Raw genomic sequence first — 16,933 nt, 5'->3', positions numbered from 1 at the left:
ATTAGGGCGGTTAAGTTATGCATCTTGCCAGTCTTCAGGCTCTAAAGGAATAATGAGCCATAGCAGAAGGTATGCAATAAGTGCTGTGCCTCCAACGAGGAAGAAAATCACAAAAATAATTCTCATCCATACAGGGTCGACACCAAAATAAACTCCTAAACCACCACATACCCCAGCAATTTTTCGATCTTTACGGGATCGCCATAATTTTTTATAGGGTTGATTCAATTTTTTATAAGGTTGATTCATAATTTGCCTTTTTAATAAACGGATGTAACTTATCCGGTTACGAGTATGTTAACCATTTTTTCCCTTCCACAAGACGTGCAACCATCATAGTGCTTACGCTGTTGCATGTTACATTAAGCATAGTCGCAAGTGGATCAATAATAATACTAATCGCAGCTATTGCTATTAAAACTGAAGGAGGAAATCCATATACATTAAGTATAAGTAATTCACCGAGCATTCCGCCACTTGGAATTGCTCCCATTACTGTACCTACTAATAAAGAAACTCCCAGAGCAGTAAGCAGTACACCCGGGCTTGAAAAATTTAAGTGAAAGATTCCGAATAAAAAAGCAATCTTGAAAACTCCACCTATTACAGAACCATCTTTATGAATAATAGTACCCAAAGGAATTACTGTTTCATAAATTTCAGGAGAGATCCGCATTTTTTTTGCTGCCATTAAATTAGCAGGAAGACTGGCGGCACTGCTGCACGTAGCGATTGATGTCACAACAGGTAGAAAAATGTTGCGCCAAAATAATTTGATACCTCGAGCTCTTCCAGCTAAATAGGCAAATAGTGTGAACGCAACAATAAAATAAATGATTCCAAATGTATAATAAAGAACAGCAATTCGGAGGTAGCTCGCCATCAATTGCGGCCCTAGGTCATGAACCAAAACAGCAAAATAGGCAAAAAAACCAAAAGGTGCATAATACATAATCAAAGTAAAAACACGCATAAAAATTTCTTCGCCTGCTTTTAAAAAATCAATAAATGTTTTTCCTTTTTCATTGGCATTCGCTGCGGCTATACCTACTAAGATTGAAAAGATAATGAGTGCCAAAATATGCTGATGCGAAAGAAGCTTGCTAAACTCAGGAACAGTAAAAATACCCGCAATTTGATTAAAGAAACTTAAGGCAGCGTGTTTTTCTGCAACCGTAAGTGGTAAGACAACGCCTTGAGCAGGAGGGAATAGACTGACAATAAAAAGAGAAGAAACTGCTGCTACGATTCCAGTAAATAAAAATACAAGTGTCATATAAAAAGCGATCTTACCTAGTTTGCCCATAGAGCCGACCCGTGCTATTGCTGAAGAAACGCTAAAGAAAATCAAAGGAACAATTGCCGTAAAAATTAAGTTGAGAAAAATCTCCCCAAAGGGTTTTAAGTAGGGAGTAATTGTTCCAAAAAAATAGCCAACTAAGCCTCCGAGTAAAATGGCTGTAATTAAAATAAAGGGAAAAAAATAGGATCCAAAGGTTTTTTGGGTGCTCATTAACTGATGTGTCCTTAAAAATTTTTAGGAACTGTTGGTATTGTATCTTGTTGCCTAGGTGACACGCTATACATTGGTGAATGTTTTAAAGAAAGCAAATGATGCGGTTTTATGCCTGGGTATAATCCTTATATTTCTTGGCATAATTAATCTGGCCTAACAATGGATGACTCATAATAACTTCGTAGCAAAAAGGCTGAAAGTTTAATTTTTCTATGGTCAATTTTATCATTAAACTCAGTGAGATAACGTTGTTTTTGAGTGCAAAATGCAATAATTGAATCAATAGTTTTCACCGTGTATAATCAACCGCACATTTATAATGTAACCCACTTGCGAGGATCCATTATGCCTTCAGTTAATCCGGTTGTTTACAATTATACGGATCTCTTTTCCTGGCAAGCAGAATTACCTCCACTTGAACTGCAAATATCTGAAAACTTACAATTCATTAAAGAGCAGCAGAGACAATACCTTAACCCCCTCCAAAGACAATTAGACGTTCTAAATTCAAGCATTTCCTCAATAGAGTTGCAGATGGATATGAATCTAGGCATGCCTTCAAATATCATCTATCCAAGGCCTGATTATTATGGGAGTTCTATTCAGGTATTAAATACATACACGTTGCAATTCAGATTAGATAATTTACTCAAGGAGCGTGATAAGCTCAAAAGACGCATGGCTCCTTACGAACGCGCAATTAATGAAGCTCAGGCAAGTCTGGATGAATTGTATTCTCGCCGAGACTGGTTAAAGGAGCATATTCCTGCTGCCAAGTTATTTTTACACACATTACAAGAAAATCCTTTGGAGTTAGTGCAGACTTTGACCAATAAAATTTGGGAAGCACTGATTCATTACGAAGACACGCACTTGACCGGACTTTCTCCCCAAGTGCGTATATGTCTGCTCGCTGTTCGATATTTGAATCAACTGACTTTTTACCCTGGAGGATATGCTCCTGACTATACAAACCCAATCCATCGAGCGAATTATCTTCGTTTGTGTGGTTTTTTATGGGATATGTACCTTAAGGTCAAACAAGAAAAAAAGGATGTTGCGTTTGAGAAGATTTTAGGAAGTCTTATTGAAAGTACTCATGTTGCTGAGCATGGGGATTTACCTTATCCAACGCTAACAGGCTATAGTGCTACTGCCTGGTTTGGAAGTAATAGTCAAAGTATGCCAGAATGTTTTGCAATTCAAGAGCACCATTTACCTATTTTAGAAGAACAAATTCTTAATAATGGAATTGCTTTTATTGCTCAGAATAGACCTAATCAGCCTACTGCACTCCAAAAACATATAATCAGTGCAGTCAATTTAATTGATGCAGAAGTAAAAATGAAAAAACAAAAAAACGAGGAAATTGATTATCATTTTTATGGACGTGCTGTTTGTATTTTGAATAATGTTTTCGTTAATCCTACAGATAAGCAATCTGCAAAACGTTTAGGTGAGATTGCTGAATGTGCATCAGGAAACAATTCTGTTGGAAAACACGTTTTAGGCGGTCTTCTTATTGTGTTTGGGGCGTTACTCATTAGTGCCAGTGTTGTAGGTTTTATAACGACTTTTGGTTCGAGTTCAGTACTTAGTGCTTGGGGCTTTGCCTTAGGTCTAAGTTTATTTGAAACAGAATTTGTTTTCGGCATGGCTTCTTCTCTAGCGGCTACCGCTGGAATCGGATTAACTTTTTTTGCCGGTCCTAAAGCAATTGAGTCAGGAGCGCGTAAAGGTTTGTCTCAAGAGCTTATGGATATTAAAGAAGGGATTGAGAGTTATGATGAACCTCCATCCTATAGCATTGCTGTATATTAAGTTAATTTGATTTTTTCCTCATTGCATCATCAGACCAGACTCTATAATCTAAGAGAAATGGCAGAAGTTTTGGCTTTTGCGCAAAGCTTCTTTTCTCTTTATTTTCCTATGGGTAAATGATGATGAAGCATAAATATTTCTTTAGACATAAGACCTCTGTGGATGTACATAAAGAAAAAAATCAAGAGTGCTGTATTCAAATTCCCTCTGCTAAAGATATAGAACAAATGCATAACATGCCTGCGGGTGCTGATGAAGACCAATTTAAACGGCTAAAGCATATGGTTCAGGTGATCGCAGAAACTCAATCTACAGATTCTTCATTACCTGTTGTTACTACAGATGTTGTGCAGTTACCTACACACTGGAGTCAACTATTTTCCACAATGAAGAAAGGCAATGCAGAAGCGGCATTGGCACTTTTTGCTCAATCTCCTGAAAAAGATGAAATTCTTCGCGCGTTACTCGCGGTACATACACAAGAATACATACAGGAAATCATTCTTTATTGCATGCAAGCCCAACAAAAAGGATGGAAACAATTATCTCCAGATATTCTTATTACTCCGGGAGTATTTGAAGTGTTGATTAAAGATATCGCCATGACTTTATTTCACTCGGGAAAAGTTCATTTTTCTTTTGGTTTGCCTACTCACCATGCTTACAGTGATGAAGGAAGTGGTTTTTGTATTTTAAATAAGTCAGCAGTACTAATTAAATACCTACAGAGCTTATCGAGTAAGCCACTGAAACACATTATTGTTGGGACTGACGTAAATCGAGACAATGGTTTATGTGATATTTTAATGAATTCTGCTTCAGATATGGATATATGTCATATAGACGTTTTTGACTCAAGAGTTTATCCCCAACAAGATGATGCGTTTATTACTGAGGCTTTCAAAAAGAGTGGAAAAGATGCAGGACAAAAAATTCAATTGTGGCAACGAGGAAATTTAGACTATTTTGCAGTCGATTTGAGCCGCACGCTACGTAAATCAGGTTTAGTACATCCTGCTTTGGTTTTTGCGTTAGCGAAAATTGAGGAGCAAATCGAAGAGGCAAAAAAAAATCATCAGAAAGTGGCTCTATTTTTGCCCACCGGTTGGGATTCACATGAAGAAGAAACCGCTTATTGTGGAAAGTATGTTGATGGTGAATTAATGGGGGCTGCCGAGGCACGAAAAACTCGTTTTAACTCAAAAGACTTAACCTATTTTTATGAAAGTCTATTTAAACTGTATCAAGAAAATAAAACTCATATTGAAAGAATATATTGGGGGTTAGAAGGCGGATATGATCGAACTATGTATGAACAACAAGTTCAATTGTTGATGTCACTTGTTTTGAAAGATATAGTCCATCAGGATACAAATCAAATGGTGCCTGATAGTCCTAAAAAAGCTTAGGGATTTGTGCACACGTAAGCACTTACGTGTGCACCTTATTTAAGGTAAATAATAAAAGGGATTGGGTAGTTTAAAGACCTTTTGAGCATACCCGCCCTTAAGATCACTGCACTGATCACCTATAGAGGCAACGATTGTGTAGCCTTTTTCCGTAATCATTTTTCGTGTACTTGATTTGAATGGGATAATCGATTTAGCGGAGTAATTATTGGGACGCAAATACAGGCCAGACCACTCAGAATAACCTGCGTCTTTTAAATTTTTCTCTGTTGCTTTTCGCTCAGTTTCATTTCTTCCCGTAATAAAAAATACATTGATGCCATGGTTTCGGGCATCATGATACAAGGCAAGCATAGGCTTAATCACTGGAGCATTAGCTGCCATTATGTCTTTGTGAAATTGATTACGATTTCCACCAAAATCACGTTGAATCATATACTTATAATTTGATAAGCTGGTTTCATCAATATCTAACACCAGAGCTAATTTTTTAGGTGATTTTTCTTTTTGATTTATCTCCGCTTGTTGATCAATATATTTTTGTGCTTTTTTAATCACTTGCGCGAACTCTTTTTGATAAAGGCCTGAATCATAATAATTTTTGAGTTCATTTTTAACTAAAGTCAGATTGGGTGGATCTGCAAAAATTGGATTGGAAAAAAGTAACGTGGCGCCAAGTATAATTAAGGTGAGTGACTTATTGAGTAAACGTGTCATTATCTGTCCATTTTTGCCAAATGGCAGAATTATATCTTTGTTCATTTGTTTGTCAAATCAGTTCCAATAATTGCCTCCTATTTCGATGGGTTTTTCACTGAGAAAAATATCGCTTTGGCGTAATATTCTGATCCCATTGATCAATTACGAATTAATTGCTTTTTTTTAATTAGTTATAAAATTACACCCCATTTTATTCATTACTTATTATAACAAAATGCCTGCACTTACAAATTGTCAGGAAGAAAGACTAAAAATCATAAAAAATGGACTAAATAAACAACTAAAAGCTATTCAGATTAATAAATTAGCTTTGCCAACCGAACAGAGTAAAGAAGTAGAATTTCTACATGATGAGCGATTACTTTGTTGTTCCTAACTCCTGGCATTGAAATGCATTTCAATGCCAGGAGTTTCAGCGTGTAATGATGAAATTATTTCTCATTATTTCATATCTCGAAATGAATTGAAGCGATTAAACTATTGATATGGGCACCAGCCATTGCATCACGTTATTTACCTTTTTTATCACCATACATTTTGGAATCAGCAGAAGCAGGCATGCCTTCAAGTGTCCGATGCTCTTCTTGATTATATTGGATATTACCTACACTGAATTCGATTGTATATCCTTTTGTTTCTACAGATTTCAATGAGTCTTTTAAACGTTTAATAATGCTAGAGACATCTTTTTGATTTAATCCAGAACAAAATACACAAAATTCGTCTCCGCCTAAACGTGCAATTACATCATAACTTCGAAAGTTCTGAAGAAGAGAATTAGAAAATATTTTTAATACCTTATCACCTTCCGCATGGCCAAATTTATCATTAATTTGCTTAAATTTATCTAAATCAAAAAATAATAAGTTAAACACTTTATTTTCAAGTTGGCATTTTTGAAACAAATAGCTGGCTAGTTTTAAAAATCCACGCCGATTGGATAAGCCTGTTAATTCATCAGTGATGGATAAATGTAATGATTCCAGCTCCATTTCCACCATTTGAGCGAGATCGTAAACGACATTTTGATCGACATAATCTATTGACCTGGGTTTGTTATCAATCAAGCAAAGTACACCAACATTATATTTTTTAATTTTCAAAGGACAACCTAAATAAAATCTGAAATTTGGTTTCCCCAGGACAAAAGGATTATCATAAAATCGTTTATCTTTCGTTGCATCTTCAACTACCATAATTTCATTTGAAAGAATAACATGACCACAAAATGATGTTTTTCTCGCAGCCTCTTTGATGTCAAATCCTTGAGTGGATTTCATCCATTGGCGCTCAGCTTCTAAAAATGAAATTACAGAAATAGGGACTTCAAAAAGTTTACATGCAATGCGAGTTACTCGATCGAAACGCTCTTCTTGCTCTGTATCTAATATTCGTAATTTATAAAGTGTTGCTAAGCGTTCCGCTTCATTTTCTGGTTTGTCAGGAGGAATCACGGTTATTATCCTTGCAAATACATTCAAAACGTCCTGAAAACAATTTATATCAATAGTATAGATCATGGTACTAAGGGGGGGGCAGTAATCCTCAATTAAGTGGTGCACCTAAAATGTTATGATGATGCGATAGCACCATTTTGGGTTCAACTGTTTCAACAATTTAAATAAATCGTTGCCTTGCAAAATAATATTTGTGCCAATTGGTAAGAGGTTTTGTCCTTATATGGATAGCCTGTTCATCCTCGGTTATAATGCCCCACTTATTTTTGTTTAAAATTGCCATTCCTATGCATTTGAAGCAATTAAAATTAGCCGGTTTTAAATCGTTTGTAGACCCCACAGTGGTTCATTTCCCAAGCCAATTGGTTGCAGTTGTGGGCCCCAATGGTTGTGGAAAATCAAATATTATTGATGCAGTACGTTGGGTTATGGGGGAAAGTTCTGCACGAAATTTGCGCGGTGAATCCATGACCGATGTTATTTTTAATGGTTCTTCTAATCGTAAGTCTGTAGGTCAGGCTTCTGTTGAACTGGTATTTGATAATAGTCTTGGACGCTTAACTGGTCCTTTTTCGAGTTATGGTGAAATTGCTGTAAAGCGTGTAGTGACTCGAGATGGTGATTCTTCTTATTATCTGAATGGCAGTCGTTGTCGACGTAAAGATATTACCGATATTTTTCTTGGTACCGGTGCTGGAGCTCGTGGTTATTCAATTATTGGTCAAGGCACGATTTCCCAGTTAATTGAGGCCAAGCCTGAGGACTTAAGAGTTTATCTTGAGGAGGCTGCAGGTGTTTCCAAATATAAAGAGCGACGGCGTGAGACATTACAACGTATTGAGCACACACGCGAAAATCTGACTCGCGTCGCAGACATTCGAGAGGAATTGGACAAACAATTGCAACGTCTAGAACGTCAAGCTAAAGCCGCCGAACGTTATCTTATTCTCAAAGATGAAGAACGACTATGTCGTGCGGAAATTTTAGCACTCAAATGGCGAGATTTTATTGTCCAGCAAGAAGTAAAGCAACACCAAATACACGAATTGGCGGTGAGTTACGAACAGCAGCAAAGTGCATTAACCAAAGCGAATAAAGAGCGAGTCACTTTAAATGAAACACTTTATGATGTGGATGAGCAAACGCAGCAAATTCAAGCGAGTTTCTATCAGTTAGGGACAGAAATTGCACGTTTGGAAGAAACCATTCAACAGCAAATACGTGAAAAGAAACGTTTGGAACACGATCAACAGCAAATGCAGAATGATTGGCAAGTCGCACAAGAACAACTCAAACACGATAAAGAAGAATTACTTCATTGTCGGGAGAATGCACATAATCTAGAAACTCGACTGGAACAATTAAGGGTTCAATTTAAAGAACATGAAGCACATTGGCAAGATGCGCAAGAACAACACAGTGAATGGGAACTTCGTTGGCAAGAAGTCCAGGCCCATGCCAGCAATCTGAAAAGAGAATTTCAAGTCACACAGGTTAAAGCACAACATTTAGAAGAGAAACATCAACACACTCTTTTAAGGTTAGAGAAACTTCAATTAGAGCAAGAAACGATTTCTATAGCGGATTTACAACAGATTCGAAAAAACTTAGAAGATCAGCATACTAAATTAATTGCAGACCAAGAGTTTGATGAGATTCAATTAAAACAAAGCCATGAGAATACAGAACGATTGCGCGCAAGGTTGCAAGATATAGAGCAACAACTGCATGAGTTACAAGATGATTTTCATCAAGTAAACAGTGAGCATGCTGCATTGATGGCAGCACAGCGTGCGGCACGACAAGGTATGCAAAACAATAAAAATCCTATTAAGGAATGGTCAGCAAAACCTAGATTGATGGATATTCTAGACGTTGAAACGAAATGGCAATTTGCTTGTGAACGAGTTCTTAATGAAGCATTACACGCATATGTTTTGGAAACGTTTGAGGAGCTATGGCCGCAGCGAGCAATTTGCGAACAACAAGGCGAAAATATTGTCACTCTGAAAAGGAAAACGCTTAACTCCAGGTCTTACCCACGTCTCATAGATAAGATAAAAGGGGATATCCCGGCAAATGCACATCCTTTGGAGCATATCTATACCGCAGAACATTTTGATGAAGCATTAAGTTGGTTGCCCGAATTGACAGAACATGAATCGATTATAACGCCTGACGGCTTTTGGTTAGGAAAAGGATGGGTGAAATTTGCTACTCCCGAGACACAGGACGAGTTGGGTTTATTGGCGCGACAACAAAAAATTACTGAGTTGTCTGTGGTTGTGCAGGAATTACAACAGAGGATCGACGTCTTAAGAGCAGAACGTGATGAGACGCATCAGCAGCTTCAAAAAAGCTTAAAAGAAATTGAATTACAAAAGCTCAATGTCAATGCCAGTAATGAAGCACTAAGAACGAACAGCCTTGCTTTGAATACCAATGAACAAGCTGTTATTCATGCCGAAAAACAAGCGACTGCTTTAGCATTTGAATGCGAAGAGTTGAAATGTGTTTTAGAAGAAATAGTCGTAGAACAATGCAATATAAAGGAGCAATTGCATTCTTTAGAAGAGCAATGCAGTGACTATGAGCAACGACAAGAACAGTGCCTGAATGAAAAACAAGAATGGATGCAAAGTGTGGCATTAAAAAATAAACACGTAGAAGAATCGCGAGGTGTACTGCATCATGCCGAGTTGGAATACGATAGAGAAAAAAATAAAATACAGCAACTCAACGATCGCATTTTGCGGGAGCAAGAGCGTTTAAATATTTTGCAGGAGCGTTTGGAAAACCTGGCAATGCTTTGTTTGCAAACTGAAGGCCCGGGAGAGGAACTCCAAGAGCAACTTGCCCAACAATTGCAAAAACACAGTGAAGTAGAATTGCAATTAAATTTAAGTAGAGAGCAATTATCACAACTTAGAATGGAGCTTGAAGAGTGTGAGAAGAATATTTTAAACTATGATGTCGAGGTAAAACGGATCCAAGAACAAATAGGCCAAACTCGAATGGAAGAGCAGGCCTTAGTAGTGCGTGCAAGCTCCGTGCATGAATCTCTTGATGAGTTAGGCTTGTTACCACAATCATTACTTGAACAAATACCTGAGGGTGTGACTCAAGTCATGCGTGAAGATGAATTAATCGCTCTTTCTGAAAAAATCAAACGCTTAGGGGCGATTAATCTCGCTGCGATTGAGGAGTTTACTACAGAACAACAACGTAAAATGTATTTGGATGAGCAGTATAATGATTTAAATCAAGCGTTGGCAACTCTTGAAACCGCCATTGAAAAAATGGACAAAGAAACCCGCTCGCGTCTGGAAAACACCTTTGAAGAAGTCAACTCTTCATTCAAGGCACTTTTCCCCCGCCTGTTCGGTGGTGGAAGAGCGCAACTTAAATTGACTTGTGATAATCTGCTGGAAGCTGGTATTGTAGTAATGGCACAACCTCCGGGAAAACGAAACAGTACGATTCATTTGTTATCCGGAGGAGAGAAGGCAATGACTGCAGTGGCATTAGTTTTTGCTATTTTTCAGTTGAATCCTTCACCATTTTGTATGCTGGATGAAGTGGATGCACCTTTAGATGATGTAAATGTCGGGCGTTTTTGCGCTTTAGTGAAAGAGATGTCACAATTCGTACAGTTCCTTTTTATTACACATAATAAGGTTACGATGGAGTTGGCAGATCATTTGATTGGGGTAACTATGCGTGAACCTGGGGTATCTCGCTTGGTTGCGGTTGATGTAACACAAGCTTTGGCTATGGAGTAAATGATGCAGGCAAATTGGAGCTTAATTCTTAATGTCCTGTTGTTAATCGGTGTTATCGTAGCAATTGGGCGCTTAATGAAAGCTCGAAGACAGAGCTTAAGTCCCGAACGTTATCAACCTAGTTCGGAAAAAAACGAAAAGGGTTCTGATAACACACAAAATTATAATGATGACATAATTGCTGTACGCAAAATCAATGCTGCAGCCATGGAGAATGAAATAGAAGTGGATGAGGACTTGCACGTATTTAAAAAACCGAATGCAAAGCCTTCACAACCACGTTTGATGCCGCAGGATGATGAAGATGAAATCAAACTAATGACAGAGCCAAAACCAGAACCTAAAGTAACAGTTGAGGACACAGCAAAAACAGATAATCCTTTTACTTTGATGATTTTTTTACTTGCAAAAGAAAACAGACAATTTGCAGGATATGAATTATTACAAACCGTTTTGGCGGCTGGACTACGTTTTGGACAAGGTCAATTATTTCATCGCCATCAATTTCCTAATGGCCAAGGTCCAGTTTTGTGTAGCTTGGCAGCAGCAACTGCGACAGGGGTTTTTGATTTGCAAAATATAGGTGCCTTTAGCGTGCGTGGTCTTTGTTTATATATGCACTCTTCAAAAAATTCCAGTATTGATATTGAGCGATTTACAGTAATGTTAGAAACAGCAAGACAATTAAGTGAAGGTTTGGATGCTCACTTACTCGATGATCAGCGTCAGTTACTGACTGAGGAGCGTATTGCTCGTTATCATCGTCTGTTGCAAATGAATCAGTCTCATTTTGAGTCTGCTGCTGTATAAATCCGCATATAATGTAGCCTGTGTTACGGCTTCGCCTTCACCCAGGCTACAGCTTTTTGTCATTCTGCGCTTCTTAAAGTGCTTTTACTGCGCCACCCTCTTGAACTCTATGCTCAAGTGTTAGTACACTAGACTTTTGGCCATGTCTTAATACTATGAACCTAAATACTGTTGCTGCATTACTTGCCCAATCATGTCAGATCAATGCTGAACTTACTGGTATTTGTATTGATAGCCGCGAACTAAAACCAGGTAGTTTGTTTATTGCCATACGCGGCGAACGCTTTGATGGGCATGATTTTATTAAGGAAGCTGAAGCGCGGGGTGCAGTAGCTGCAATAGTGAATCATGCTGTAGATGGAATACATATACCACAATTTGTTGTTCCGGATCCGATACAAGCATTGGCCAAAATAGCAGCTGCGCATCGACAAAATATACATTGTCCTGTCATCGCGTTAACCGGATCCAATGGAAAAACCACAACCAAAGAAATGATTGCTGCTATTTTACCGGCTCCTTCCCATGCGACCAAAGGAAATTTAAATAATCATATTGGTGCTCCATTAAGCATTTTACAATTGAATAGCAAACATCGTTATGCAGTTTTTGAGTTAGGAGCAAATCATCCAGGCGAAATCGCGCATACTGTTGCAGTGGTCCATCCTGATGTGACCTTAATTAATAACATTGCTCCAGCACATGTTGAAGGTTTTGGTTCTATAGATGGTGTCGCTCGTGCCAAAGGAGAAATACATCAAGGTTTATCTCTTGCTGGTGTTGCAGTAGTCAATGATGATGATGCTTATGCCCATTTCTGGGATGAGCTGTTGATTGAAAAAAAGGTCCTTCGCTTTTCTTTAGATCACGTTGCGGATATTTATGCCCAAGAGGTGGTGCTGGATGCGAATGGCTGTGGTCAGTTTTCTTTAATCGTACCTAACGGACAAGCGGATATCCATTTAAAAGTTCCTGGTTTACATAATGTTCGTAATGCCTTGGCTGCTGCAGCATGTTGCCATGCTGTAGGCATTTCTGTAAAAGAAATTCAACAGGGACTAAATTGCTTTGGTGGAGTAAAAGGACGTTTAACCATTCTTGAAGGAAAAAATAAATCGATTGTGATCGATGATACTTACAATGCAAATTTACGTTCCGTTTTAGCTGCTTTAGAAGTATTGGCAGAATACCCTGGGAAAAAGATCTTTGTTTTTGGGGACATGGGTGAGTTGGGTATTTGGGCAACTCAGCACCATCAGGAAGTTGGATTTGCAGCACGTCGCTTGGGGATCAATCAATTACTTAGCTGTGGTTCCAATAGCAAATTGGCTTCCGAGTCATTTGGTATTGGTGGCGAGCATTTTACTAATCAAGAACAACTGGTGCAAAACCTGGTGGAAAAGTTATCCCCGAGTACGGTTGTTTTGGTAAAAGGATCTCGATCCAGTGCCATGGAAAAAATTGTACACCAACTGATGTAGACTGAATGGAGTCCAGTGTGTCTGACCTATGTGGCAACCATAATCGAAGGGCCTATTTACAATTCTACTTTCTTGGCCAAAATGCTTCGATTTTCTGCGCTCCGATACTCACATACTTCGTGTATGCTCCGTTTCGGTGCTCTAAAATCGAAGCATTTTGGCTCAAGATAGCGAATTGCAAACAGACCCTAAGGCCAAAAGAATTTTTTTGTATGATGCTGAATGGTGTGTTGATTTATGGTATGCTTGGCCGCTTTTTTGGCCCATTATCCCGTTGGGCATTATTTAAAACAAACCCATAAGTTGGGGTAAACAAGAGGAACAATTATGCTCTACTGGCTAACGCAGCTATTTCAAGGGCAATATCATGCGTTAAGAGTTTTTCAATATCTAACTTTCAGATCCATTTTGGCTTCATTGACCGCACTTATAGTAGGGTTACTGTGTGGTCCGGTGATGATTCGCTGGTTGCGCGGTTTGCAGATTGGCCAGATGGTACGAGATGACGGTCCGCAAACACATTTATCCAAAGCAGGAACCCCAACTATGGGAGGGGTTTTAATCTTGTTGGCAATCACTGTGAGTTGTCTGCTTTGGGGTGATTTACAACAGTCCAGTTTATGGCTTGTTCTTTTGGTTACTCTCGCGAATGGGGTAGTGGGTTGGGTTGATGATTACCGCAAACTGGTATTAAAAAACAGTAAAGGATTGCCGGCCCGGTGGAAATATTTTTGGCAATCAGTTATTGCCCTTATTGCTGTAATTTATTTATATATGCATGCTACCTTACCTGTCCACACCCAGTTGACTGTACCTTTTTTTAAATCCCTGACTATAGGCTTAGGTATTTTATTTCCTATTTTAGGTTATTTTGTAATTGTTGGAAGTTCCAATGCAGTGAATTTGACAGATGGATTAGATGGCTTGGCCATTATGCCCATTGTTATGGTTGCTGGTGCCTTAGGGATTTTTGCTTATGCCTCCAGCAATGCAGTCTATGCACCTTATCTGGGTATACCTTATGTTCCTAATACAGGGGAGTTAACGATCTTTTGCTCTTCCATTGTTGGCGCGGGACTTGGCTTTCTTTGGTACAATAGCTATCCTGCACAATTGTTTATGGGCGATGTAGGGTCGTTAGCTTTAGGGGCCGCTTTAGGTATAGTCGCTGTGGTTATCAGAGAGGAATTGGTTTTATTAATGATGGGTGGTTTATTCGTTATTGAGACAATCTCAGTTATTTTGCAGGTAGGTTATTTTAAATATACTCATGGTAAACGCCTATTCCGAATGGCGCCCTTACATCACCATTTCGAATTAAAAGGATGGTCAGAACCTAAAATAATTGTCAGATTCTGGATTATTACTGTTGTCTTTGTATTATGTGGATTAGCGACTTTAAAACTTCGATAAAAAGGTGCACTCATGAATCCTCCTTTGTATTTAGTTGCAGGTTTGGGTAAAACTGGGATATCGGTAGCACGATATTTACAGAGTAAAAATAAGCCCTTTATTGCTTTTGATACACGCGCACAGGCTCAGAGTGTCACCGAATTTACAAAAGAATTTCCGAATGTTCGTGTTTATACCCAGCACATTCCTGATGAAATAATAGGCCAATTGTCAGATATCATTGCAAGTCCAGGCTTACCTTTGGATACCCCTTTTTTAAAAAAGGCCATGCAAATGGGCATTGCTGTGTATGGAGATATAGAATGTTTGGCCCGTGAGATTCACGCCCCAGTGATCGCAATTACAGGAACCAATGGAAAATCAACAGTTACTACCTTAGTAGGAGAAATGGCGAAGGCAGCAGGATATAAAGTTGCTGTGGCTGGCAATATAGGAACACCCGTTCTCGATATGCTTCATGATGAGCATCAGTATGATTTATGGGTTTTGGAGTTATCCAGTTTTCAATTGGATTTAACCTCTTCATTAACTCCAATTGCTGCGACCATTCTCAATGTGACTCCCGACCATTTGGACAGGCATCATACTATGGAGGCTTATATCCAAGCCAAACAACGAATATATGATAAAGCACAGATTGCCTTATTTAATCGCGATGATTTTTATACTGCGCCAACTGCAGAGGTTAATCGTATTTCTTTTGGTATTGAAGCCCCGGAAAAAAATGATTGGGGATTGATCACTCAAAACGATAAAATATATTTGGCGAAGGGAAATACTTGCATTTTGCCCGTTGAGTCTGTATTGATTAAAGGAGTTCATAATTGGCTTAATGCTCTTGCTGCTTCCGCTTTAGCTGATGCTGCAGGTATTTCACAACAAAATATTGTAAGTGTATTGACTTCATTCACGGGTTTACCGCATCGTTGTCAATGGGTACGAACTCTTGATGGTGTTGATTGGATTAATGATTCAAAAGGGACGAATATTGGTGCAACGATTTCTGCAATTAATGGAATAGGAGGTTCTATGCAAGGAAAAATTGTACTTATTGCAGGTGGGCAAGGAAAAGGGGCTGATTTTAGTGAATTGGCGCAGCCTATAGCTGATTATGTACGATCCATTATTTTAATTGGTGAAGATGCCGATAAGATAGAAGCCGCACTAGCTAATGTAGTGCCCATAGCGCGTGCTTCCTCATTGGATAATGCCGTAGTTATAGCGAAGTCACAGGCAAAACCAGGTGATGTTGTTTTATTGTCTCCAGCATGTGCCAGTTTGGATATGTTCCGTGATTTTAATCACCGTGGCGAATCGTTTGCTTCATTAGTGAATGGATTGTAATCGATGCGTCCAAGACATGTGAATCAAAGAGGCAAACCGGTCAGCAGACCTATTTCACTTTATGATAAATGGTTAATTGGAGTGGTCATCGGTTTGCTCATTATTGGGCTAATGATGGTGGCTTCGAGTTCAGTCATGATCTCTACCAAATACTTTCATCAACCGTTTCATTTTTTAATTCGTCAAGCATGTTATTTATTTGCTGGTTTAATGATTGCCCTTATTGTAATTAGGATGGATAGCAGTATTTGGCAGCGCATCAGCATGCCGATGTTACTAATTTGTGTATTGATGTTGCTTATTGTATTAATTCCTGGAATAGGTCGAGCAGTCAACGGAAGTCGACGATGGTTAGCTTTTGGGCCAATAGGTATCCAAGTATCCGAGCTAGCCAAGCTCACGATGATTTTTTATCTTTCAGGTTATTTAGTACGTCAACAAAAAGCTGTCAGTAATAGTATTTTTGGCTTTATTAAGCCAATGGTTATTTTAGGAGTGGTATCTTTTTTATTATTACTTGAGCCAGATTTTGGGGCTACGGTAGTGATTTCAGGTACAGTTATGGCTATGCTGTTTTTAGCTGGTGTAAAATTACGCTATTATATAGGATTAATGATTGTAGTCATGGGCGCACTGGCATTTTTGGCGGTTTCGTCTCCTTATCGAGTTGCCCGCTTGACTGCATTTTTAGATCCTTGGGCTGATCAGTATAACAGTGGATATCAGTTGACCCAATCCTTGATTGCATTTGGTCGAGGAGGGTGGTTCGGATCAGGTTTGGGAGAAAGTATTCAGAAATTGCTTTATTTACCGGAAGCCCATACTGACTTTTTATTTGCTGTATTGGCCGAGGAGTTAGGACTCGTAGGTATTTTAATGGTCATGACTCTATACACTATATTGGTTATTAGAGGTTTGATTATTGCGTATAATGCTTATATACAGGAGAGGTTATTTGCTTCATATACTGCTTACGGTTTAACATTTTGGTTGGGGTTACAAGCTGCTATAAACATGGGGGTTAACTCGGGTCTATTACCGACAAAAGGATTAACTTTACCTTTAATGAGCTATGGTGGCGCAAGTATGGTTATCAATTGTGTTGTAATTGCGTTATTATTGCGCATTGATCATGAAAATCGTTGGCAGGCTCTGGGATTAGGGTCTCTGTCAGCATAAG

The 16,933-nt window shown here is 38.7% G+C and carries 12 protein-coding genes; 8 read left to right on the top strand and 4 right to left on the bottom strand.

Features of this window, described 5'->3' with window-relative positions; all coding sequences use genetic code 11:
* Positions 1-15 precede the first annotated feature (15 nt).
* A complete protein-coding gene (locus tag Lani_RS04880; protein WP_019233502.1) occupies positions 16-249 on the bottom strand; it encodes a PspC domain-containing protein in 234 nt (77 codons plus the stop codon).
* A 37-nt stretch (positions 250-286) separates the two neighbouring features.
* Positions 287-1,513: a dicarboxylate/amino acid:cation symporter gene (locus Lani_RS04875; RefSeq protein WP_058388425.1), complete on the bottom strand. Its 1,227-nt coding sequence runs from the start codon at positions 1,511-1,513 to the stop codon at positions 287-289.
* Positions 1,514-1,861: 348 nt separating this feature from the next.
* On the opposite strand from Lani_RS04875, the gene Lani_RS04870 reads away from it, so the two are divergent.
* Together Lani_RS04870 and Lani_RS04865 are read left to right on the top strand one after the other, a co-directional pair.
* The gene (locus Lani_RS04870; protein ID WP_058388424.1) at positions 1,862-3,337 is read left to right on the top strand and encodes a hypothetical protein; all 1,476 of its coding nucleotides are present in this window, start codon (positions 1,862-1,864) and stop codon (positions 3,335-3,337) included.
* 119 nt (positions 3,338-3,456) lie between these two features.
* The gene (locus Lani_RS04865; RefSeq protein ID WP_103030568.1) at positions 3,457-4,746 is read left to right on the top strand and encodes an acetylpolyamine aminohydrolase; all 1,290 of its coding nucleotides are present in this window, start codon (positions 3,457-3,459) and stop codon (positions 4,744-4,746) included.
* 39 nt (positions 4,747-4,785) lie between these two features.
* Here Lani_RS04865 and Lani_RS04860 read toward each other — a convergent pair whose 3' ends face one another.
* A complete protein-coding gene (locus Lani_RS04860; RefSeq protein WP_040522545.1) occupies positions 4,786-5,463 on the bottom strand; it encodes an HAD family acid phosphatase in 678 nt (225 codons plus the stop codon).
* A gap of 512 nt (positions 5,464-5,975) precedes the next feature.
* A complete protein-coding gene (locus Lani_RS04855) occupies positions 5,976-6,920 on the bottom strand; it encodes a sensor domain-containing diguanylate cyclase (protein ID WP_058388423.1) in 945 nt (314 codons plus the stop codon).
* Between the two features lie 290 nt (positions 6,921-7,210).
* Here Lani_RS04855 and smc point away from each other — a divergent pair, with 290 nt between their 5' ends.
* From smc to ftsW, 6 genes are all read left to right on the top strand, one after another.
* Positions 7,211-10,705, top strand: coding sequence for a chromosome segregation protein SMC (gene smc / locus Lani_RS04850; RefSeq protein WP_058388461.1), 3,495 nt, complete (start codon positions 7,211-7,213; stop codon positions 10,703-10,705).
* Positions 10,706-10,708: 3 nt separating this feature from the next.
* Positions 10,709-11,515 (top strand): cell division protein ZipA C-terminal FtsZ-binding domain-containing protein, encoded by an 807-nt coding sequence (locus Lani_RS04845; protein ID WP_019233509.1) that lies wholly within the window; start codon positions 10,709-10,711, stop codon positions 11,513-11,515.
* A gap of 155 nt (positions 11,516-11,670) precedes the next feature.
* Complete coding sequence (locus tag Lani_RS04840; protein ID WP_058388422.1) at positions 11,671-12,996, top strand: UDP-N-acetylmuramoyl-tripeptide--D-alanyl-D-alanine ligase; 1,326 nt, start codon at positions 11,671-11,673, stop codon at positions 12,994-12,996.
* Positions 12,997-13,323: 327 nt separating this feature from the next.
* Positions 13,324-14,409, top strand: a complete 1,086-nt coding sequence (gene mraY, locus Lani_RS04835) for a phospho-N-acetylmuramoyl-pentapeptide-transferase (RefSeq protein WP_019233511.1) — start codon at positions 13,324-13,326, stop codon at positions 14,407-14,409.
* Between the two features lie 12 nt (positions 14,410-14,421).
* Positions 14,422-15,753 carry a UDP-N-acetylmuramoyl-L-alanine--D-glutamate ligase gene (murD, locus tag Lani_RS20385; RefSeq protein WP_058388421.1) on the top strand — a complete coding sequence of 444 codons (1,332 nt, stop codon included), beginning with the start codon at positions 14,422-14,424 and terminating at the stop codon, positions 15,751-15,753.
* Between the two features lie 3 nt (positions 15,754-15,756).
* Positions 15,757-16,932, top strand: a complete 1,176-nt coding sequence (ftsW, locus tag Lani_RS20380; RefSeq protein ID WP_058388420.1) for a putative lipid II flippase FtsW — start codon at positions 15,757-15,759, stop codon at positions 16,930-16,932.
* Position 16,933: the final 1 nt, after the last annotated feature.

This window comes from Legionella anisa, from assembly GCF_001467525.1.
Taxonomy (GTDB): domain Bacteria; phylum Pseudomonadota; class Gammaproteobacteria; order Legionellales; family Legionellaceae; genus Legionella; species Legionella anisa.
Note: the sequence above shows the minus strand (reverse complement) of the source record. Positions and strands in the feature narration are given on the sequence as shown.

Coding starts and splice junctions, on each gene's coding strand:
- Lani_RS04880 (WP_019233502.1), bottom strand. CDS start 249: ATGAATCAACCTTATAAAAAATTGAATCAACCCTATAAAAAATTATGG.
- Lani_RS04875 (WP_058388425.1), bottom strand. CDS start 1,513: ATGAGCACCCAAAAAACCTTTGGATCCTATTTTTTTCCCTTTATTTTA.
- Lani_RS04870 (WP_058388424.1), top strand. CDS start 1,862: ATGCCTTCAGTTAATCCGGTTGTTTACAATTATACGGATCTCTTTTCC.
- Lani_RS04865 (WP_103030568.1), top strand. CDS start 3,457: ATGATGAAGCATAAATATTTCTTTAGACATAAGACCTCTGTGGATGTA.
- Lani_RS04860 (WP_040522545.1), bottom strand. CDS start 5,463: ATGACACGTTTACTCAATAAGTCACTCACCTTAATTATACTTGGCGCC.
- smc (WP_058388461.1), top strand. CDS start 7,211: ATGCATTTGAAGCAATTAAAATTAGCCGGTTTTAAATCGTTTGTAGAC.
- Lani_RS04845 (WP_019233509.1), top strand. CDS start 10,709: ATGCAGGCAAATTGGAGCTTAATTCTTAATGTCCTGTTGTTAATCGGT.
- Lani_RS04840 (WP_058388422.1), top strand. CDS start 11,671: ATGAACCTAAATACTGTTGCTGCATTACTTGCCCAATCATGTCAGATC.
- mraY (WP_019233511.1), top strand. CDS start 13,324: ATGCTCTACTGGCTAACGCAGCTATTTCAAGGGCAATATCATGCGTTA.
- murD (WP_058388421.1), top strand. CDS start 14,422: ATGAATCCTCCTTTGTATTTAGTTGCAGGTTTGGGTAAAACTGGGATA.
- ftsW (WP_058388420.1), top strand. CDS start 15,757: ATGCGTCCAAGACATGTGAATCAAAGAGGCAAACCGGTCAGCAGACCT.